Raw genomic sequence first — 20,492 nt, 5'->3', positions numbered from 1 at the left:
GGCAGTTGTAGAATTGTGTCTTGGTGGTCTTGAATTAACAAGGAGAGCGCCGCTTTCTAATGAACTTGGATTGGATTACCCCTGCTGATCGCCTGAGTGCCTTACCTCCTTATGTGTTTGCCCGTTTAGATGAACTCAAGGCGCGTGCCAGAGAACAGGGACTGGATTTGATTGACTTGGGAATGGGCAATCCCGACGGTTCTGCACCTGCACCCGTGATTGAAGCCGCGATCGCAGCCTTGCAAAATCCCGCCAACCACGGTTATCCTCCCTTTGAAGGCACCGCTAATTTCCGCCGCGCCATCACTAGTTGGTATCGCCGCCGCTACGATGTAAACTTAGACCCGGATAGCGAAGCCCTACCTTTGTTGGGTTCTAAGGAAGGGTTGACTCACCTGGCGCTAGCCTACGTCAATCCAGGGGACTTGGTATTAGTTCCAAGTCCGGCATATCCGGCTCATTTCCGGGGTCCCTTGATTGCGGGTGGAGAAATTCACAGCCTGATTCTCAAACCTGAAAAGGATTGGCTCATTGATTTAGGGGCTATTCCCGATAAGATAGCCGAACGCGCCAAAATTCTCTATTTCAACTATCCCAGTAATCCTACTACTGCCACTGCCCCCCGCGAGTTTTTTGAGGAAATTGTTACTTTTGCTCGTAAGTACGAAATTTTACTCGTTCACGACCTATGTTATGCCGAACTTGCCTTTGATGGCTATCAACCCACTAGCTTATTAGAAATTCCCGGTGCGAAGGAGATAGGCGTCGAGTTCCATACCTTATCTAAGACTTACAATATGGCTGGCTGGCGAGTCGGCTTTGTTGTTGGGAATCGCCACATCATTCAAGGGTTGCGTACCTTAAAGACGAATCTGGATTACGGCATTTTTGCCGCATTACAAACCGCTGCTGAAACCGCCTTGGAATTACCGGATGTCTACGTCCATGAGGTGCAAGCGCGTTACCGCCGTCGTCGGGATTTTCTGATTCAGGGGTTAGGAGAATTAGGTTGGAAGATTCCCAAATCGAAGGCAACCATGTATCTCTGGGTGCCTTGTCCCCTTGGTGTGGGTTCTACCGATTTTGCCCTGGATCTTTTACAACAAACTGGTGTAGTGGTGACGCCGGGGAATGCTTTTGGCGTTGGGGGTGAGGGATACGTGCGGGTGAGTTTGATTGCGGAGTGCGATCGCTTGGGTGAGGCGCTGCGTCGATTCAAGCAAGCGGGTATCCGGTATCAGGCAGAAGCACTGGTGTCTCAGTCAGAATAAAGCCAGAATAGGGAGAGTTATTGACTGAGAATTTATCATGCGGCTTTTAATCAAGCTTGTTGGTTTGGCTTTAGTTTTTGCCGGAATTTACTTTTTGGGGCAGAACATTTTCTTTACGACGCAAATCTCTCCCTACTGGTGGCGTGATATCTCTGCGACTGGCTCGGTGCTGGCAATTTTAGCCGGACTGGTATCGCTTCTATTTTTTCGGCGGGAAACGGGTGGATTTGGCTGGATTTTAGTGATATTGGGTATTGTGCTAGTTTTTATAAGTGGCAGCGTGATTTTAAAACCTACTAGCCTCTGGTATTTCTTTTTATCCTTTGCTTCAGTCTTTGCTGGGTTGCAACTCATCCGGACTGGACGATTTAATTTTTAATCCAGTCCTAAAAATTTGTTTTTTGAAGGCTACGGGGATCACTCCGCAACTCTCTTTCTTAAGGAGCTATAATAATTAAGAGACGTAGGATTGTAGACCTTTAATATCGATCGCTTTTACCTTAAGCCGATGAAAGAACGGATTGTAATATTATAGGATAGTTTTACCAATTCCTTTTACTAATCCGTTTGCTTTACATCAAATCATAACCCCTGAGTAAGGCGATTGTCAGTTTGACCTGATAAAAATTCTCAGATTGCATTCCCCAGTTATAGGTGTAAAGCATTTGAACCTAGCTCCTAACTGGCTACAGCCGCACCTGCGGTGATTTTATCTTTTGATTCACACGAGAGCAACCCTATATAGAAAAACACAAGGTTACTGTCGTTTTCGAGAGGTTAATCAACGGTAGGTTCAATTTAATACAAGCACGGTTCTACTGCCGCTCCAGAAGACACTATCGAAACGATTGGTGTCATTCCCTTGCAAACCAAAACGAGTACAGGTGCTTAAAAGTTTAATCCTCTAAACTTCTTAAAAAGCTGGAGCTACCATCTAAGTTAGCCCAGCGAAATTCCAGCCCCCTTAATAGACTTGCAATTTACAGCGACGTTTAAAAAAAGCCTACAGAATTTATGCAGACTAGGGAACGAGTTAAAGTAAAAATAGAGGAAAAATTAGGTTTTTTCCCACCCTTCTTCAGTCCAGCAGTACAGACACCCCAGGTGCTAGAAAACCTATGGAATCAGACGCTGAATGCCTATATCAACAATCCCCTGCCTGTTCTATTTAAGGAAAAGCTTTCTGCCTACCTCTCGCGTTTCTGTGCCGTTCCCTATTGCCTGATTTGCCACAGTTGTTCCCTGTATTCTCTGGGGATGCAGGCGAAAGAGGTGTTGGAGTTCCTTGAATTACCTCCTCCAACCGCAGATGACATTGATGAATACCTCAAGGTTCTAGCAGGGCAGCCTAATAGTCTGAGGGTGTGGTCAAAGTCTAACTCAGTACTAGAAACGAGTGTACTGGGGTGTGCAATTGCGATCGCCCTCCAACAAAAACGGGCTGAAGATTGCCGTAGACAACTGCGCCGTGTGTTAGGTAGTGCTAACTACCAGCACTTAGTTATATTGATAGCTTATGTCAAAATGTGTCATACCTGGATGGAAGCTCACCCAGAAGTAGCGTGGGAAGCCGACAAGCGGGTGATTGACCATTTTGATGCCTTGGTTGAGTCCGAGCCAGATTTGGCATATTTCTTCCGAAACTACTATTCCAGAGTCAGGCAGGAACAGCTCACATGGGCGGAACAGTTGGCAGCACGGGCAGAACGCCAGCGCCACGAGCAAGCCTTACAGGAAGCGGCGGCAGAGAATCTGCGCCTATCGTTAGCCATAGCTTCCGTCTCTGATGGAGTTCTGATTACCGACCCAAACCAACCCGATAATCCTATTATCTACTCCAACTCCGCCTTCTCGCGGATGACAGGATACAGTCCCGAGGAAATCATCGGTCGTAACTGCCGTTTTTTGCAAGGAGCAGGAAGCGATCAGCAAACGGTTGCTCAACTTCGTGACGCTGCTGCTCATCGTCAAGAAGTAACAGTCACGCTGCTAAACTACCGCAAAGACGGTCAGCCTTTCTGGAACGAGCTGAAAATCTCGCCCGTCTTTTCAGACGAAGGTGATTTACTTTACTTTGTCGGCATTCAGACTGATGTCACTGAACGCAAACAAGCTGAAGTGGCGCTGCGGGAGTCGAATACACGCATTATCAATATTCTTGAAAGCATTACCGATGGATTCTTTGCCCTCGATAAGGAGTGGCGATTTACTTACCTGAACCTGCAAGCCGAGCGGCTTTTGCAAAGCACGCGAGCGGAACTGCTTGGGCAGACTGTTTGGGATAAGTTTTCCGAAGCCGTGGGGTATAAATTTTACCCTGAGTATCACAAAGCGGTATCCCAACAAATTAGTGTTGAATTTGAAGAATTCTATCCACCTCTCAATACCTGGTTTGCCGTCCATGCTTATCCTTCTAAAGAGGGTTTGTCTGTTTATTTTCAAGACATCAGCCAGCGCAAGCAAGCCGAACAAAAGATTCGCTTCCAAGCGGCTTTACTGGATATCACAACAGACGCTATTCTGGTTCGAGATTTAGAAGGTCTAATTTTATTTTGGAACCAAGGAGCTAGTCGGCTATACGGTTGGCAAGCCGAGGAAAGTCTGGGCAAAAATGCTTTACAACTCCTGTATCAACGAAAAACGCCTCAATTGGCAGAAGCCTTCAAGACTGTTGTTTTAAACGGTAAATGGCAGGGTGAGTTGCCTCAAGTCACAAAAAATGGTAAGACAATCTTGGTTGAAAGCCGCTGGACGTTGATGCTTGATGAGAAGGAAAATCCCACATCTATTCTAGTGGTTAATACTGACATTACAGAACAAAAACAACTCGAAGCTCAGTTTCTCCGCGCCCAACGCTTAGAGAGTATCGGAACTCTAGCTAGTGGTATTACCCACGACCTTAACAATATTTTAACGCCCATTCTGGCATCAGCGCAACTGCTGTTACAGGCACAAGTTCCGGTGGATAAAAAGCCGATGTTACTTGAGACAATTGAAAGTAGTGCCAGACGTGGTGCAGCTTTAGTCAAGCAAGTTTTATCCTTTGCACGGGGTGTTGAAGGCAAGCATACTGCTCTTCAAATGCGGCATTTAGTTCTAGAAATTCGGCAAATTGTGTATGAGACATTTCCCAAATTTATTGAATTTCATAGCGATATCTCGCAAAACCTGTGGATGGTTTCTGGAGATGCGACACAGTTGCATCAGGTTTTAATGAATTTGTGTGTTAATGCTCGTGATGCCATGCCTCACGGTGGAACGTTAACGTTAAGTGCTACGAATAGACTGATTGATGACAGTTATGCGAGGATGAATCTTGATGCCCGTGTGGGTTCTTATGTGGCGATAACTGTCTCAGATACAGGAATGGGAATGTCGGCAGAAGTCGTGGAGCGAATTTTCGAGCCATTTTTCACAACCAAAGAGTTGGGTAAAGGTACGGGTTTGGGACTTTCGACGGTTCTGACTATTGTTAAAAGTCACGGCGGTTTTTTGGAGGTGACGAGTGCAGTAGACGAAGGAACGCAAATTTCTGCATACTTACCAGCAATAGAGGCAGAGCAATCTCCCCAGACTGAGGAGAGCGCATTGCCTTTAGGACAAGGGGAGTTAATTTTAGTGGTGGATGATGAAGCCGCTATTCGCGAAACCAATAAGACTTCTTTGGAGGCTTACAATTATCGGGTACTAACCGCTAATGATGGGATTGAAGCGATCGCGCTTTACGTCCAGCACAAGGAGGAAGTTGGGCTAGTTTTAGTGGATATGATGATGCCATTGATGGATGGCGCTACTACAATCCGCACCCTAGAAAAAATTAATCCCCAAGTCAAAATTATTGCAGTCAGCGGACTTGTTTCTAACAATCAATTAGCTCAATCTCCTAAGTCTAGTGTCCAAGCCTTTTTGTCGAAACCCTACACAGCACAGGATTTGCTGCAAGCGATCGATGAGGTTCTCAGGGGAACGGGAGTGCAGGGGGAAGAATTTAACTGATGTCAGATGTTCCTATAACGCTCTTGTGTCATTTTCGCCAAATCAAAATCTGAAAGCCTTATAGAGAGGGACTTTCCGCATTGGGGCTTCAGACATGGGTTGCTATCAGGCAAGCGATCGCTAGATTGTCCATTTCTATTTCTGAGGGCTGACGGGCTTATGCATAAATTTATTTTTTTTGTTGATACTGTGAAGTTTTCATGAAAGGAGATGACATTTGCTTCTAGGGATGGATATGATAGATGGCGCAGGTCAAGAAAAAATTAATAATAAATTAACCCGACAATAATTCAGCGGCATTTTTTTGCGGCTTGTTTAACCTATCTGTTCTAGGCATTTATGAATCAGTCCACAACGTTTAGAATTAACAGTCCCACTGTTGTCCAGGAAACCATTGATGGTGAAGTGGTCATTGTGCATCTCGAAAAAGGAGATTATTATAGTTTATTAAACTCTGGTGCTGATATTTGGAATGGGATAGAACGAGGGCTTGCCAGAGACAAGATTATTAAAGAAATGGTTGAACGTTATGAAGGAAGTCGCGAAGATATTGAAAAAGGGGTGACTACTCTAATTGAGCAATTACAGCAAGAAGAACTTATTATCGTTGACAACGTTCATTCCTCGAACGGTACAGCAAAATCCAACGCACCAACTATAAATACCAGTGGAGAAAAGCCTAACTTTGAGCCGCCTGCGTTGGGAAAATATACGGATATGGAAGAATTGTTAGCCTTAGACCCCATCCATGATGTGGATGAAATGGGCTGGCCCAATGCCAAAGCAGAGGTATTCTAAGAAAGTTTTAAATCAAAAAATAGCCAATGCCGGAGCAGTTATCATTCAAAAAAATAGTACAACCGATAATCTAGGGTAACTCGTCCTGAGCGATGGATATCTTTGGGAATTCCCTAAACAATCTGGCGTTTTTTGGGTAAAAGAAATTCAGTGAGTACAGACCAATCCGTGCAGTCTAGTGTCTTAACCAAAACGGTTGCTAAAGAACCGTTGGCTTTTTTTAACGAGATTTATGACGCTTATGAAAATGCTGAAAATGCCGTTGGCGGGTCGGTAGATTGTTTTTATCGCATCGGTGGGTATGTTATTCGTTTGCGCTTTGCAGGTTCAGCATTAGTACCCTATCTAACTCCTGCTTTGGCTCATTTAGCGATAGAACCCGTACCCGAGCCGGCGCTGACTATTTGTTTGTGGGATAGTCAGTCTACAAACACTAAAATGCCGCCACCTCCTTGGCAAGGACAGCATCATCTCAAGCGCGGGGAAATTTATGGATTTAATGATGAGCGGATTCATACGACGTTTCAATGGGGAGTGAGTGCGTTAAGTCTTTTAGATCGCGATCGCAATTTGGGCGTTTACTGGGTGAATACCAGCGAACAGATTCCTTACTGGGAAACAGGTTCGCCACTGCGGATCATTTTTCACGTTTGGATGAGACAGCGAGGTATCCAAATGGTACACGCGGGTGCGGTGGGACTTCCTAGTGGTGGAGTATTGCTAGTGGGTAGGGGAGGTTCGGGTAAATCAACAACAGCGTTGTGCTGCTTGAATTCTGAGCTGTTTTATGCGAGCGATGATTATACGCTGCTGGCGTCTGAGCCTAGTCCGACCGCATTGAGTATCTACAACACGGGGAAAAAGAAGTCAGATGATGTGGAGCGGTTGCCGTTTCTCAAGTCCGTGATTAGTAATAGCGATCGCTTGGATACCGAAAAAGCACTTTATTTTTTGTACGAGCATTTTCCTGAAAAAATCATATCCAGTTTTCCCCTAAAGGCTCTTTTAATTCCCCGCATTACTGGCAAAACTGATACTTCATTGACACCAACTTCCTCAACAGTAGGATTAGCAGCATTAGTTCCCAGCACGATCGCACAATTGCCAGGAGCAGGGAAAGAGGCGTGTCAAATGATGATGAGAATTGTTAAGCAGATTCCGTGTTATTCTCTCAATCTTGGCACGGATATCGGACAAATTCCTGACGTGATTTTAAAACTCCTATCTCAAGGCTAGCCCATGGAACTCAACCAATTTTTTGTCAGCGTCATTATTCCAGTTTACAACGGAGAAAAATTTTTAGCTGAAGCCATTGAAAATGTGCAACAGCAAGGTCATTATCCGTTAGAAATTATTGTGGTTGATGACGGTTCAACGGATGGTACGGCAGATATTGCGGCTCAATTCAAAGATGAGATTCGCTACGTTTATCAGTCTAACAAAGGACCCGCAGTCGCACGTAATCTAGGAATCACGCTAGCTTCAGGAAATGTTATTGCCTTTTTAGACACTGACGATCTCTGGTCAAATGACAAACTGAAACTTCAGCTTACTTACTTAGCCGAACATCCGTCTGTAGAAATCGTACAAGGTTCGATCCAACAGATGCAGTTATCCACTTGGACAAGGGAGGGTAAGGCGATATTTAAAGAAGTCCATTCCCCTTACTCCTATATTAATATAGGCAGTGCCATTTACCGCAAATTGGTGTTTGATAAAGTCGGTCTATTTGATGAAACCATGAGTTACGGTGAGGATGTTGATTGGTTTTTCCGGGCTTGGGAAAATGGAGTGTCAAAGGTTGTCCTTGACCAAGTGAACCTTTATTATCGCAAGCACCAAGCCAACATGACATCGGGTAAAAACCTAGTTGAAGTTGGTTTTGTCAGAATTTTTAAGAAGCATCTTGATCGCTGCCGTAAGAATGGCAAGTTAGCCGCTACTCTTTCCCCAAGTATGCTCAGTATTTCTGAGTATATTGGTATGCCGCCGGAGAGCTATAAGGTTTAAAGCGATGAATAGTCCTCTAGTTAGTGTGATTATCCCTGTCAACAATGGAGAACCCTATTTGGCAAATGCCATTGAAAGCGTTCTCTCTCAAACCTATAGCCTATATGAAATTATTATAGTTGATGACCGCTCCACGGATAACACCGAACTGATTGCTAAATCTTATCCACAGGTGCGATATATTCGCGCTAAAGGTCAAGGCAGTGCAGCGGCATATAATTCTGGTATTGAGGCGGCTAAGGGAGAATTGATTGCCTTTTTAGACCATGATGACTTTTGGACAACTGATAAACTAACAGTTCAAGTTAATTATCTCATCAGTCATCCAGATATTCAGTACACAATTGCCAAGATGAAGTCGTTTCTAGAACCCGGATGCGAAATGCCTGCGGGGTTCCGCAAGGAACTTTTAGAGAAAGCTGCGGTTGCGCCTATTCCTGGAACATTGGTGGTACGCAAGCCGTTATTTGAAGTGATTGGCACGTTTAATCATGACTTAACTACGGCTGAAGATGTTGATTGGTTTGCCCGTGCTAAAGATGCTGGCATTCCAATGGCGGTAGTGGCTCAAGTGTTGTTATGTAAGCGCATCCATACAAGCAATCTTTCCTTAAATTCGACGAACAATAATCAGAACTTGCTGAAAGTCCTAAGACAATCCATTAAACGTCAACGCACTCAGACAACTACAAAGTAATCAGAATGGAAACGACTCTCCTAGTCAGTGTGATTATTCCATTTTATAACAGCGATCGCTATCTAGCCCAAGCCATCGAAAGTGTAGTAGCACAAACCTATCAACCCGTTGAAATTATTGTAATCGATGATGGTTCAACCGATAACAGTGCAGACGTAGCCAAACGCTTTGGGGAAGCAGTACACTACTGTTACCAAACCAATAGTGGTACGGCGGCTGCTCGCAATCACGGGATAGAATTAGCCCAAGGTAACTTTTTGGCATTTCTGGATGCCGATGACCTCTGGATGCCAGATAAATTAGAGCGTCAGATGGCAGCATTTGCCAGCCATCCTGAGTTAGATATTGTCTCTGGACAGGTTCAACAGTTTCACAGTCCCGAATTGGATGAAAGTATAAAGGCAAAGATATATTGTCCGCCGGATTTAATGCCAGGACATATACCCTCTGCTATAGTAATTAAACGGGAATCTTTCTTCCGGGTTGGTTTATTTGAAACCCACTGGAAATTAGCAGAATTTCCTAGTTGGTATGTACGTGCCACTGAGTTAGGAATTCAGATGATGACGTTACCCAACTTAGTAGCAAAACGACGACTACACAAAACCAATAAAGGGGTTAATCAACGCCAAGATAAAACGGAATATATCCGAATCCTTAAAGCTTCTCTCGACCGACGCCGCGCTATAGGTCAACTGAGTTAATTTAGGATCTTGAAAGGCGTCTGAAGTGGATTTCGCTCGTAGTTAGGGATAAACTTATCCTAGAACCTTTTCAGGAGAAAGCTAAAACATAACTATGAGCTTAAAAACTCGACTAAAAGCTGCCTTACATTCCTTCTTGAATCCCAACCTAACTCCCAAGGTAGTCATTCAGTCCCAAGCTCCAGAACCTTCCCAAGTTCTAGACAATCAGCTTTTAGCCGGAAAGAATGTTCTCATCACTGGCGCTGGACAGAATATCGGTAAAAGCATTGCCCTGGAAATGGCAAAACAAGAAGCTAATGTCTTTTTTACTGATATCGTTCTCGAACGATGCGAAAAATTAGAACAGGAATTAACAATCTATCCAGTTCAGTCTAAAGGTTTTGTTGCAGATATATCTAATACTGAAGATACTGATTTCCTATATAGCTTACTCGTACAGGATAATATTTACATTGATGTCTTAGTCAATAATGTTGGCATTCAGTTTACAAAAATAGGTCTAAACAATCTTGAATTATCTGAATGGCACAAAACATTCAACACCAATGTATTCGGTTCGATCTATCTTACCAAACTTATCGCTCAAATGATGATCGATAATTCGACTCATGGCTCAATTATATTTATGACTTCTATGCACCAAAATACGGTTGTCCGTTGGCCGAGTTACAGTTCTTCAAAGGCAGCATTAGACATGATTATCAAAGAGCTAGCGATAGACTTATCTTCCCACCAAATCAGAGTTAACGGTATTGCTCCGGGTTGGGTAATAGAAGACGAACAGGGAAATCCTCTCTATCATAAATACGCTCCTCTGTACGGAAGTTCAATCAATCCTCGTTATATTGGTAGAGCGGCTGTTTATCTCGCTTCAGACTATTTTTCAAAATTTACCACCGGAACCCTGTTGAGAATTGATGGAGGATTGTCACTGTATAACTATCGCGTTGCGCAACACCCCCCTCAATTGTCTTGATTTGGGAATATTAAAATTCAAAGTAAATGATTAGCATTCGGAGTTGGCTCAATCAAAAGATAGAACAAATAAGATTTTCCTTAGCCATCGGTCACTTAGAAGAAAAAGTACCAGTGTTTAAAACGCTTTTTCCTAAAAGTGCAACCGTTAAGCGCGTCGCTACAGGATTTCAATTTACAGAAGGTCCGCTTTGGTTGGCTGAAGAACAGTGTCTCCTCTTCAGCGACATTCCCGCCAATAAAATCTATAAGCTGACTCTCAACGGTCAAGTCACAATCTTTAGAGAACCCAGTGGCAACTCTAACGGTTTAACGCGGGACAAACAAGGACGGCTCATTGCCTGTGAACATCACAATCGCCGAGTTACCCGCACGGAAAAAGACGGCTCAATCACCGTTTTAGCCGATCGCTTCCATGGGAAAAAGCTTAATAGTCCCAATGATGTCGTTGTGAAAAGCAACGGTGCTATCTACTTCACCGACCCCCCCTATGGTATCCAACCCGAACAGCAGGAACAATCGATTCAAGGAGTTTATCGGATTTCGCCGAATGGAAGGGAACTAACCGTTGTTGCCAATGACTTTGACAAACCCAATGGTTTAGCCTTTTCATCGGATGAAACAACCCTTTATATCGACGATTCTCAACGCCGTCATGTCCGAGCATTTGATGTTCAAGCCGATGGCACTCTGGCTAATGGTCGCATCTTTTATGATATGAATATCAAAACCCCTGGTGTACCTGACGGAATGAAGATTGACCAAGAAGGACACCTCTACTGCACGGGTGCAGGTGGTGTGTGGGTACTCGATTCCCAAGGGAAGCATTTAGGCACCATTGTCACTCCGGAGGAACCCGCCAATTGTGCCTGGGGAGATGAAGATTGGCAGAGTCTTTATATCACTGCTCGTACTTCACTGTATAAGATTCGAGTCAATATTCCCGGTATCAAAATGCCTTAGACAACCTAGAATTTTTTCAATCCCCAATTCACTAGCATCCGTAGGGGTCGGAGCAGATAGTAGTAGACTGAAGGGAATGCAGACCGAGGGAACAATGCCCAGTCTGAAGGCGTGGGAGTCAGCGCCAGACTCAAAGCGAACCCTACTTTATCCCGCAGGCGTTCCTTTGTTCTGAGATGGAAAAAGAACTGTTCCACACGTCCAGGACGCTCATCAATGGGACAAAATAACCACTCCTGTGCCTGGGAAGCGATCGCTGCAATTTTAGGATCACACTGAATCCGTTGCCAAACCTGTTCCGGTAGCGTTGCTCCCAATAAATTGTGAGCTAAAAGCAGTCCGTGCAGGAGAATGCGTTCCCCTCCCCGTTGTCTCGCTTGTTTGAGTACCCTTCCCCAGTCTAATTGGGGATAGCTCCGCAACAGTTCAGCTATGTCACAAACCCGTGCCAATTTATCCCAACAATCCTTAGTCCCATGTCCGCACAGCAACAGCAATGAATCCTCCGGTGCAAGATTCGGTACAGTCCTATCTAGAATCGAGACAGACTCTAGGTGTTCTCGCAAATGCTTAACCTTCAGGGGAAAACAGAAGTATTTGGGAATCACTTCCCAGTGCAACTCTACGATGACTTTACCCTGGTTGTATTCAAATTCATAGGCAGCTTCCCTCACAAACTGGTGCACAGTGCGAGATTGGATAAATGCTTCCTCTTCTCCCTCAGTTGGTTCAATCACATGAAACCGCATCTTTGCATTTTGGGAAACAAGTAAATCCCGTGCTTCCAGAATATTGGACTCGCTTACCAAGATATCGATATCACTAAACTGTCGCAGAGACAAATCACCGTAAATAGAGGCGGCTAAAACGGGTCCCTTGAAACAGAGAACCGGGATATTGTGAGCCGCAAACAAATCTAGAAGTTTTAGTAATTCCTTACTCAGGTGCAGATTGCGTATCGCGTTAGTACGGAAATCTTTTTTAAGCTGATTCAGAATTGCCTCTGGCACTGCTCCAGGACAAGTCCCATTCAAACTCTGATAAAGCAGCGGCATGACTCCATGTCGAGCGGCTGTATTAGTGAGGTAGTCCCAGTCGATCTCTTGTCGGAGTAAGCTCTCGATCCGCTCGGCTCTTGCCGAATCGATAGAAGTTCGGCTACAACAGAGCAACAACTCAATTTCTGGAGGTTTGGCGACTTGTGAAGGTTTGGTTAGAATTTTCCGCTCGGCTAGGAGTTGAGTCATTTATGCAGTTCTTGATACTGATTGAATCTTATGGAGTCATCAACATAGTAGAGGCTTTGAATCCATCTCTACACACCGATAGGTGATTTTTTCCCGACAAAGATATAGCTCAATTGCATTGTAGCCTTTCTCTCCCTTTGTTCACGGTAATTTCAATGAAGCTTTCATGAATATTTATCAGAGTTTAAACAAGATTGAGTTAACTTCAGAACACCAACTGCTTTTGCAAGCCTCTCTCCTCCAGGGACAAAAAGCCCTCCAAGCGTGGCAGCAGTGGAAAGAAGTCGTTGATATAGAAGATCACGATGCCGAATCATTTCATTTATTTCCTTTGCTGTATCAGAATTTATCCGCTCATCAGGTAGACGACCCTCATCTGGTCAGGCTAAAAGGCGTTTACCGACGCCAATGGTGTGAAAATCAACTTCTATTTTCTAAACTAGGCGTTATTCTTAAGTCCTTTCAGGAGGCAGGACTAAAAACAATGCTACTCAAAGCGGTAGCGTTAGCTTCACAGTATTATTCAGAAAAAGGGCTCCGTTATTTATCAGAGTTTGACATTCTGGTTCCGACAACAGATGCTTTAAAAGCAATCCGTTTATTAGAGCAACTCGATTGGCAGCCTAAAGGCAAACTACCAGAAAATCTTACCTCTGTCTCTCATATCCTCAGATTTGAAAACCCAGAGGGACAAGTTATCAACCTCCACTGGCATATTTTCTGGAGTTGTTTTCAAGATGACGCTGATAATGAGTTTTGGCAGGATTCACTATTAACTCAAGTTAGGGACGTATCAACCTATGTTTTAAACCCCACTGACCACTTATTGGCTCTGTGCGTACAGGTCTACCCCTGGAATCCAGTCTTACCAATTTATTGGCTAACAGACGCGATGACAATTCTCAACTCATCTTCGGCTGAGATTGATTGGCATCGGTTGATTCGTATGGCTCATACTTATCAATTAGTTCTGCCTTTAAAAATCCTGCTTACTAAGTTACAAGAATGCCTCGACGCTCCCATTCCAATTTCTACTTTAGAAACGCTTGAAACCATCAATATTTCAGGATTTGAACAGCGTGAGTATAAAGTTTTAACAACTAAATCTTTACCCATGTTCGGCTCTTTAACCCCTAGATATTTTCAATATTTAAGAGCCGTCAAAAATGTTAATTCAAGATTCAAACTTTTAGAATTTACCCGATATCTGCAATATGTCTGGGGTTTAGATCACCTATGGCAGGTTCCTTATCATGCGACTTTTCTAGGAATCAAGCGAATTCGGGCATTGCACATCTAATTTTCCGGTTCAGGCGGCAGGGGGGATAATTTAACTAATCTAATGTGGAATAGCTTACTTGCTCCCGTGCGATCGCCTGCGGTGAACCCCTGAACTGATTTACACTAACCGATAGGCGCGATTTAGCAAAGACGCGGATCGCCAGTGTAAATTGGAATTTTGTAACGTGATTGAACTTAAACCCCTCCTCTTTCCCAGTTTGGCAACTGTTGTCACTCTCATCGTTTACTTGGCTATCATCCTAAATGTTGGCAGAGCCAGGGCAAAGTATAAAGTATCTCCTCCTCAAACATCGGGAGAGCCGAATTTTGAGCGAGTGTTTCGCGTGCAGCAAAACACTACAGAACAACTCATATTATTTTTGCCCAGCTTGTGGCTATTCTCTCTGTTTGTTAGCCCAATTTGGGGCGCTGGAATTGGTGGAGTTTGGATTGTGGGACGCATTATCTACGCTTGGGGTTACTATCAAGCGGCTGAAAAACGAACTATTGGTTTCGGGATTAATAGCTTATCGTTGATGGTTTTGCTGATAGGTTCTCTGGTTGGAATCATTAAGATGCTGATGACATTAACTTGAATTCAGTCAGACTTAACCGCTATCGCTCTTCTGTCACTCTGGGAAAAGTAAAATCATAGCCAACTGATGAAAGTCAAACCCCATGGACAGTAGAGCGATAGTTTATCAGTTAGAGGTTAGGGGTTGTCCAGGATGAGGATTAGCCTTTTTTTGAACACGCTCAATTTTACCCACTAAATTAGCACAGCCTTCACCAATGACCTTCATAAATCAGTTGAATCTCAACACCCAGCTACGATTTCATCGCTTAGTAGGATGCGTACTTGTTTCTGTGGTAGGACTTACTGCTTGTGGGCAACCTATCAATCAGAGTAAGCTTTCAACTCAGGCACTCCAATCTGAAACTGAGTTATCCGAAACGGATTCACCAGACGCTGAATTATCCCAAGCTGAGATATCCCCATCGGAGTCACCTGCACCAACTTCAGGCGCGACTGCATCCCCCGTTCAACGCCGAGTTCAAGTCTTTTTTCCAGTAGCAGCATCTCAAGCTCCTACTGTAGTTAGACCCGTTTGGCGAACAACATCTAGTCCGGGGGTTGCTCAATATGCGATCGCACAACTCATTGCCGGTCCCACCTCTTCAGAAAAACAGCAGGGACTCGCCGCCATTCCCCGTCCTAGTGGGAGTTCTAACTGTGGTCAAGATTTTACCATCTCTATAAATGATGGCGTTGCCGAACTGCGATTTTGCAAAAAAATGATTCATGGTGGCATTCTTGATTCAGCACGAACTAGGAGCGCACTTGAGGCAACCCTTAAGCAATTCTCTACGGTTAGTTATGTCAGAATCCTCGACCAAAACGGGAACTGTTTGGGTGATGAAAGCGGCGAAAATATTTGTCTGGGCAAAGGTTCCAATCCTGAAAAGCTAACTTCTCTATCCCAAGTTGCGATTAATGGCTTTGGACCCGTCATGCTAGGAATGACTGTTAGCGAAGCTTCCCAGGCTGCGGGTATTGATTTAGTTCCCTTGAGTTCCAATCCCAATCCTGTTTGTGCCAGTTATCAGCCTGCTAAAACTCCAGAAGGACTGGGGGCTACGACGTTTATGGTTAGAAACGGACGCATTGCCAGAATAGATATTGGAGATTCTCGCCCAAAAACCGTCAGTGGTGCAAGGGTTGGTGATACAGAAAACCAGGTTAAATCCCTTTATTCTGGGCGGCTTCAGGTGAATTCCTTACCTAATTCAGCTCAAGGTCATTTCCTCACGTTTGTACCAACAAGTCAACGAGACAGAAACTTGCGCCTCAAGTTTGCCACTGATGGAAACAAAGTCACTGAGATTATTATTGGTCAACTCCCAGAAGTGAATTACATTGAGGGCTGTTTGGATATCGTACCTGGTGGTATCTAACCCTAATTAGGGCTTGCTGAATAAGTCGGCAAAAACAACCGATGGATTAATTAGTTATTTAATCCTGAAGAAAAGATGAGTGATTGTTGTTAATAAGTCCCCGGATGATAACCTTTTTTACCAGATTTCCTTGAAGAGTAGCAACTGTGAATACGGCTTAAAGCATTGATGGTTAAGGGTTTCCGGTTTATTCAGCAAGCTCTATATATAATAGAGTAATTCTTCAGTTAGATGCCAACTCTGTCGTATCCGTGATACTGTCTGGTTCAAACTGTAGAAGTATCTCAACGTGAGTAAGCTACTTGTTCGTCTTGTCCTGGGACTAGTGTTTGCCGTTTTTGGGCTGTTGAACTACTGTGGCACTGTTTCAGAGAACCCGATTACAGGTGAATCACAACGGGTTGCACTATCTGTGCAGCAAGAGATTGTCTTGGGGCGACAGGGGCGTCAAGAGGTGGCGGCTCAATTTGGAGGACTTTATCCCAATGAAGCCTTACAAAACTATATCGATCAGGTCGGACAACAAGTCGTGGATCAATCGGAGGCTTCCTCTTCTCCCTATCCCTTTGAGTTTCATCTGCTTGACGCCCCTGAGACGGTTAATGCCTTTGCTTTGCCTGGGGGACAGATTTTTATTACTTCGGGTTTGCTGAGTCGCCTCAATTCAGAAGCACAATTGGCGGGAGTGTTAGGACACGAAGTAGGACACGTTGTGGCACGTCATGGTGCAGAGCATTTGGCAAGGCGGCAGCTTGGTGCAGCACTGGTTAACGCGATCGCAATTGCCAGTAGTGACAATCCCCAAAATGCTCGACAGACTGCTTTAATTGCTCAAGCCGTGAATCAACTGGTTAATCTCAACTATTCTCGTGACGATGAGTTAGAGAGCGATCGCTTAGGATTTCAGTTCATGACGGCAGCAGACTATAACCCGCAAGGTATCGTTGAACTGATGGCAATTCTTAATGAAGCCCAATCAGGGGGGCGATCGCCGGAGTTTTTGAACACTCATCCTAACCCTAGCAACCGGATTGCGCGACTCGAAAAATTAATTAATGATAGCTATCCCAATGGTATCCCTCCCAGTTTAGAAGAGGGAGAACGAGACTTTGCTCAAATAGTTCAACCCCAACTGCGCTGAAACGATGGAGGACACATGAATTTGACTATTCTCTACTGGGTGTTGGTGGCAGTAATGGGAGTCGGTGCGATCGGCGAACTGATTCCCGGTATGCCAGGAGCTAGCTTGATTTTGGCGGCAATCTTGGTTTGGGCGGTTGTGACTAAGTTTGCTGGCATTGGCTGGTCTATTATCGTCGTTTTCGGCATTCTGATTTTGAGTGCAGCGATCGAGTTGGGAGCCAGCTATTGGGGTGCCAAGCAGTTTGGGGCGAGTAAGTGGGGGCAGTTTGGAGCGATTATCGGACTCGTCGCCGGAGCGGTGGGACTTTTGCCTGCCTTACCCCTAGGAGGACCGATTCTGGGGATTTTGATTGGTCCTTTTATCGGAGCGTTTATTGGGGAATACCTCTCTCGCCAGGACATTGAAGGCGAATCTAAAGTTAAAACGGCACTCAAAGCTAGTGTAGGAACCGTTGTTGGCTCGCTGATTGGCAACTTAATTGATGGATTGTTAGCGATTGTTGCTGTTGTAGTTTTTGTTTTGACGACGTTGCCCTTTGTAGAAAGCTTATAGCATTTCCCAGTCTGGTGAGGTACACCCTGATGAAGGTAGGGAGTAGGGAATGGGGCTGTACCTCATGTAAATGAGAACCGCTATATAAAACCGTAATGTGAACTTACGTGTCAGGTTGTTTAGCTTTTTTAAAATTTGCCCTATTCCCCTTGCAAGTTTTACTGAGAGTAGTAAAGTGAGAATTGAAGCGGTAAAGCTTCCCTGACAGATAAAACAGTCCAGTTCAACTTAAGAGGTAAAACATCTGTTTCAGCTAATATCTGTCTCGCTAACGAACAACAGTAACACTCAACTTGATTGCTGATATTTCCTCAGCTAAGAAATAGGGAGCCATGCAACTGAATCGTTTGAGGACTTCAGTGCAACTCCTTAAAGAATCGCCCAAGAGAGGAAATCACTCAGTTTGATCATGCTTGAGTGTTGTTGTTTTAGGTGTAAGAATTTGTGCAGTGTTGTAGCGATCGCTGGGGCTGTTTCTTTCCGGAGCAATGGGCTTTGATATCGAAGAAAAGAATAATTAACAGTTCCCATACCCCAGATGGTTCGCTCCTCTGGGGATTTTTTGTGGCTCATCGCATTAGGAAAAGGTTAAAGGAGAATTTTTCCTTTCCCCCTATCCCTTGCAGTATTGAGACAGGACTAAGCTCATCTACTGATTCTGGGGAATACTCTGAGTTTTTCCCTCCAAATCCCGTGCTTTTTGCTTAAGGGCATTCGCTTCCTCTTGTTGACCTTTTTGAGATAGAACATAGCTTAAGTTATAATAAGGTCTAGCAAAGTTGGGATTGCTGCGAATAGCTTCTCGATAGTGCTTGATCGCTTCGTCTAATTTCCCTTGGCGCAAGAGAGCATCCCCCAAGTTAGTTTGAGTTAGCCACAGGTTAGGATTAATCCTAACTGCCTTTTTATATAGTGAAATCGCTTCAGCGCTTTTGCCCTGAGATTCGAGAATTAGTGCCAAATTATTGTAGGGTGGTGTGTAGTTGGGAGCCAGACGAAGAGCTTCACGATATGCAGCAATAGCCTCCTGTGTTTTTCCTTGCTCGTTTAACTGAATTCCGAAGTTATAGGAAAGACCGGCTAAGTTATTGCTAGCAACTGCATCATGGGGATGGCGACGAACCGCTTCCTTAAGTTGGGTGATGGATTCTTCGAGCTTACCTTGTTCTTGTAAAAGAATTCCTAAATTATTGTAAGCATCTGTAAATTTAGGTTCAAGACGAATCGCCTCTTTATACTCATAAATTGCTGAATTTACTTCACCTTGAGTTTCTAAAGCTAGCCCTAAGTTAAAGTGAGCTGAGGGATCGTTGGGATTGAGTTGAATAGATTCTCTGTATCGTGAAATGGCATCCTCTATATTGCCTTGTTTGAATAAAACTCCACCAACAGTATTGTAGACTAAGGCATTTTGGGGATTCAATCGCATAGATTCTTGATAGTGAAAAACCGCATCTTCTAACTTACCTTCCTGCTCTAGAGCTAATCCTAAGTTCAAATGAATGTTGGCATTATTCGGATTAAGTGAGAGTAAAAAACGGGCTAAGTTAGGGTTTTGCTGGGAATTTTCTACCAATAGCACCCAACCGAAAGAAACGAAATAAGCAACGACTCCTACCGCGACAACAGTTTTGACCTTTTTGTTTTGCTTTAACTGCGCCCACCACAAATTCCAACGAGCGATTCTTAGATTAGGGTTAAAGCAAAGTGCTTGCTGAAATTTGGCAACGGCTTGAGCGCTTTCTTTTTGTAGAAAAAAAACTGTTCCTAAGTTGTAGTAAGCAACAGCAAGATTAGGATCGAGCCGGATTGCTTGCCTGAACTTAATGCTAGCGAGATAACGTTGACGCTGCTGGAATAAGATATATCCGAGATTATTGTGAGCTAGTGCTAGATTCGGATCGAGCCTTATGGCTTCGGTGTAGGCTGCGATCGCCTCGTCCTTTTTTCTTTGGATGTCCAGGATAATTCCCAAATTATTATGGGCAATCGCAAATGTAGCATCAAGTTGAATGGCGCGGCGGCAGGCACTGAGCGCTTCCCTGAACTGGCGTTGCTCACACAGGATGGCACTAAGCTTACAGTAAGCTATAGCATTATTCTCCTCAAGGCGAATCGCTTCCTGGTAAGACGAGATCGCTTCTTGTAGCTTGCTGTGTTGTCGCAGTGCCTTTCCTAAATTAAGATGAGCTTCTACATCGTTAGGATTAAGGCGGATGGTTTCCTTGAGTTGGGAAATCTCAGATTCTAATTGGTCGGGTCTTTTGAGAGCTAGTATGGAGTTTGTATGAGTATGGACTAGATTAGGGTTAAGGCGAATGGCTTCCTGGAGTTGGATAATAGCAGCTTCGCGATCGCCAAGTTGGGTTAAAACCGCCGCCATGCCAGTATGAGGCTGTGCCTCGCTAGGATTAATCGAAATTGCTTGTTGGTAATGAGTAATTGCCGACTCTACATCACCTTGCTCTGCAAAGATTATTCCTAACTGATAGTAAGCATTGGCTCGATTGGGGTCGAGGTTAAGGGCTTGTTGGTAGTGATTGATCGCATCTTCTAGCTTGCCACAATCGTAGAGAACAATTCCCAAGTTAATGTAAGCTTCTGGCTCATTGGGATTAAGTTCGATAGCCCTTCGGAACGAGGCTTCTACATTCTTGTGGTCTTTAGGGTCATAGTTGACGCTCATCAAACGAAAAAGAAAGGATTATTATTGATTTCCATCTTAAAATACCTACGAGAGCGTATGAATTTCTATCAGAAGCGAAAAAACACCTGTCACATCAGGGTTTCAGTATTTGCGCTCACCGAGTTTGACACAAGAGCGATAACTTGCATATCTGGGAAACAAAATAAAAGCGGGAAAATTCTCTCCCCCGCTCCCCCGCTCCCCTGCTC

17 protein-coding genes are annotated in these 20,492 nt (G+C 44.3%); 15 read left to right on the top strand and 2 right to left on the bottom strand.

Annotation, left to right across the window (positions count from 1 at the left end; all coding sequences use genetic code 11):
* The first annotated feature begins 59 nt into the window (after nucleotides 1–59).
* From IQ257_RS08940 to IQ257_RS08895, 10 genes are all read left to right on the top strand, one after another.
* A complete protein-coding gene (locus tag IQ257_RS08940; RefSeq protein ID WP_193873147.1) occupies nucleotides 60–1,271 on the top strand; it encodes an aspartate aminotransferase in 1,212 nt (403 codons plus the stop codon).
* A 37-nt stretch (nucleotides 1,272–1,308) separates the two neighbouring features.
* A complete protein-coding gene (locus tag IQ257_RS08935) occupies nucleotides 1,309–1,650 on the top strand; it encodes a hypothetical protein (RefSeq protein WP_193873148.1) in 342 nt (113 codons plus the stop codon).
* 635 nt (nucleotides 1,651–2,285) lie between these two features.
* A complete protein-coding gene (locus tag IQ257_RS29950) occupies nucleotides 2,286–5,267 on the top strand; it encodes a PAS domain S-box protein (protein ID WP_228060549.1) in 2,982 nt (993 codons plus the stop codon).
* A 339-nt stretch (nucleotides 5,268–5,606) separates the two neighbouring features.
* Nucleotides 5,607–6,065: a PqqD family protein gene (locus tag IQ257_RS08925; protein ID WP_193873149.1), complete on the top strand. Its 459-nt coding sequence runs from the start codon at nucleotides 5,607–5,609 to the stop codon at nucleotides 6,063–6,065.
* 150 nt (nucleotides 6,066–6,215) lie between these two features.
* Nucleotides 6,216–7,301, top strand: coding sequence for a serine kinase (locus IQ257_RS08920; protein WP_193873150.1), 1,086 nt, complete (start codon nucleotides 6,216–6,218; stop codon nucleotides 7,299–7,301).
* A gap of 3 nt (nucleotides 7,302–7,304) precedes the next feature.
* Entirely contained in the window at nucleotides 7,305–8,075 is a 771-nt protein-coding gene (locus IQ257_RS08915) for a glycosyltransferase family 2 protein (RefSeq protein ID WP_193873151.1), read from the top strand.
* A 4-nt stretch (nucleotides 8,076–8,079) separates the two neighbouring features.
* On the top strand, nucleotides 8,080–8,772 hold the full coding sequence (locus IQ257_RS08910; RefSeq protein ID WP_193873152.1) for a glycosyltransferase family 2 protein: 693 nt from the start codon (nucleotides 8,080–8,082) through the stop codon (nucleotides 8,770–8,772).
* Between the two features lie 5 nt (nucleotides 8,773–8,777).
* The gene (locus IQ257_RS08905) at nucleotides 8,778–9,476 is read left to right on the top strand and encodes a glycosyltransferase family A protein (protein WP_193873153.1); all 699 of its coding nucleotides are present in this window, start codon (nucleotides 8,778–8,780) and stop codon (nucleotides 9,474–9,476) included.
* Nucleotides 9,477–9,570: 94 nt separating this feature from the next.
* Entirely contained in the window at nucleotides 9,571–10,455 is an 885-nt protein-coding gene (locus tag IQ257_RS08900; RefSeq protein ID WP_193873154.1) for an SDR family NAD(P)-dependent oxidoreductase, read from the top strand.
* Nucleotides 10,456–10,481: 26 nt separating this feature from the next.
* Nucleotides 10,482–11,417, top strand: coding sequence for an SMP-30/gluconolactonase/LRE family protein (locus tag IQ257_RS08895; RefSeq protein ID WP_193873155.1), 936 nt, complete (start codon nucleotides 10,482–10,484; stop codon nucleotides 11,415–11,417).
* Nucleotides 11,418–11,422: 5 nt separating this feature from the next.
* Here IQ257_RS08895 and IQ257_RS08890 read toward each other — a convergent pair whose 3' ends face one another.
* Nucleotides 11,423–12,664: a nucleotidyltransferase family protein gene (locus IQ257_RS08890; RefSeq protein WP_193873156.1), complete on the bottom strand. Its 1,242-nt coding sequence runs from the start codon at nucleotides 12,662–12,664 to the stop codon at nucleotides 11,423–11,425.
* Nucleotides 12,665–12,830: 166 nt separating this feature from the next.
* Here IQ257_RS08890 and IQ257_RS08885 point away from each other — a divergent pair, with 166 nt between their 5' ends.
* The 5 genes from IQ257_RS08885 to IQ257_RS08865 all read left to right on the top strand — a co-directional run bounded on the left by IQ257_RS08885 (nucleotide 12,831) and on the right by IQ257_RS08865 (nucleotide 17,597).
* Nucleotides 12,831–13,964 (top strand): nucleotidyltransferase family protein, encoded by a 1,134-nt coding sequence (locus IQ257_RS08885; RefSeq protein WP_193873157.1) that lies wholly within the window; start codon nucleotides 12,831–12,833, stop codon nucleotides 13,962–13,964.
* 166 nt (nucleotides 13,965–14,130) lie between these two features.
* Complete coding sequence (locus IQ257_RS08880; protein ID WP_193873158.1) at nucleotides 14,131–14,541, top strand: MAPEG family protein; 411 nt, start codon at nucleotides 14,131–14,133, stop codon at nucleotides 14,539–14,541.
* Nucleotides 14,542–14,737: 196 nt separating this feature from the next.
* Nucleotides 14,738–15,901, top strand: coding sequence for a GerMN domain-containing protein (locus tag IQ257_RS08875; RefSeq protein ID WP_193873159.1), 1,164 nt, complete (start codon nucleotides 14,738–14,740; stop codon nucleotides 15,899–15,901).
* Nucleotides 15,902–16,190: 289 nt separating this feature from the next.
* Nucleotides 16,191–17,042 (top strand): M48 family metalloprotease, encoded by an 852-nt coding sequence (locus tag IQ257_RS08870; RefSeq protein WP_193873160.1) that lies wholly within the window; start codon nucleotides 16,191–16,193, stop codon nucleotides 17,040–17,042.
* Between the two features lie 15 nt (nucleotides 17,043–17,057).
* Complete coding sequence (locus IQ257_RS08865; protein WP_193873161.1) at nucleotides 17,058–17,597, top strand: DUF456 domain-containing protein; 540 nt, start codon at nucleotides 17,058–17,060, stop codon at nucleotides 17,595–17,597.
* 649 nt (nucleotides 17,598–18,246) lie between these two features.
* On the opposite strand, the gene IQ257_RS08860 is transcribed toward IQ257_RS08865, so the two are convergent.
* Nucleotides 18,247–20,283: a tetratricopeptide repeat protein gene (locus IQ257_RS08860; RefSeq protein ID WP_193873162.1), complete on the bottom strand. Its 2,037-nt coding sequence runs from the start codon at nucleotides 20,281–20,283 to the stop codon at nucleotides 18,247–18,249.
* Nucleotides 20,284–20,492: the final 209 nt, after the last annotated feature.

The organism is Coleofasciculus sp. LEGE 07092, from assembly GCF_015207375.1.
Taxonomy (GTDB): domain Bacteria; phylum Cyanobacteriota; class Cyanobacteriia; order Cyanobacteriales; family Coleofasciculaceae; genus LEGE-07092.
Note: the sequence above shows the minus strand (reverse complement) of the source record. Positions and strands in the feature narration are given on the sequence as shown.

Coding starts and splice junctions, on each gene's coding strand:
- IQ257_RS08885 (WP_193873157.1), top strand. CDS start 12,831: ATGAATATTTATCAGAGTTTAAACAAGATTGAGTTAACTTCAGAACAC.
- IQ257_RS08865 (WP_193873161.1), top strand. CDS start 17,058: ATGAATTTGACTATTCTCTACTGGGTGTTGGTGGCAGTAATGGGAGTC.
- IQ257_RS08935 (WP_193873148.1), top strand. CDS start 1,309: ATGCGGCTTTTAATCAAGCTTGTTGGTTTGGCTTTAGTTTTTGCCGGA.
- IQ257_RS08915 (WP_193873151.1), top strand. CDS start 7,305: ATGGAACTCAACCAATTTTTTGTCAGCGTCATTATTCCAGTTTACAAC.
- IQ257_RS08875 (WP_193873159.1), top strand. CDS start 14,738: ATGACCTTCATAAATCAGTTGAATCTCAACACCCAGCTACGATTTCAT.
- IQ257_RS08910 (WP_193873152.1), top strand. CDS start 8,080: ATGAATAGTCCTCTAGTTAGTGTGATTATCCCTGTCAACAATGGAGAA.
- IQ257_RS08905 (WP_193873153.1), top strand. CDS start 8,778: ATGGAAACGACTCTCCTAGTCAGTGTGATTATTCCATTTTATAACAGC.
- IQ257_RS08895 (WP_193873155.1), top strand. CDS start 10,482: ATGATTAGCATTCGGAGTTGGCTCAATCAAAAGATAGAACAAATAAGA.
- IQ257_RS08940 (WP_193873147.1), top strand. CDS start 60: ATGAACTTGGATTGGATTACCCCTGCTGATCGCCTGAGTGCCTTACCT.
- IQ257_RS29950 (WP_228060549.1), top strand. CDS start 2,286: ATGCAGACTAGGGAACGAGTTAAAGTAAAAATAGAGGAAAAATTAGGT.
- IQ257_RS08900 (WP_193873154.1), top strand. CDS start 9,571: ATGAGCTTAAAAACTCGACTAAAAGCTGCCTTACATTCCTTCTTGAAT.
- IQ257_RS08860 (WP_193873162.1), bottom strand. CDS start 20,283: ATGAGCGTCAACTATGACCCTAAAGACCACAAGAATGTAGAAGCCTCG.
- IQ257_RS08890 (WP_193873156.1), bottom strand. CDS start 12,664: ATGACTCAACTCCTAGCCGAGCGGAAAATTCTAACCAAACCTTCACAA.
- IQ257_RS08925 (WP_193873149.1), top strand. CDS start 5,607: ATGAATCAGTCCACAACGTTTAGAATTAACAGTCCCACTGTTGTCCAG.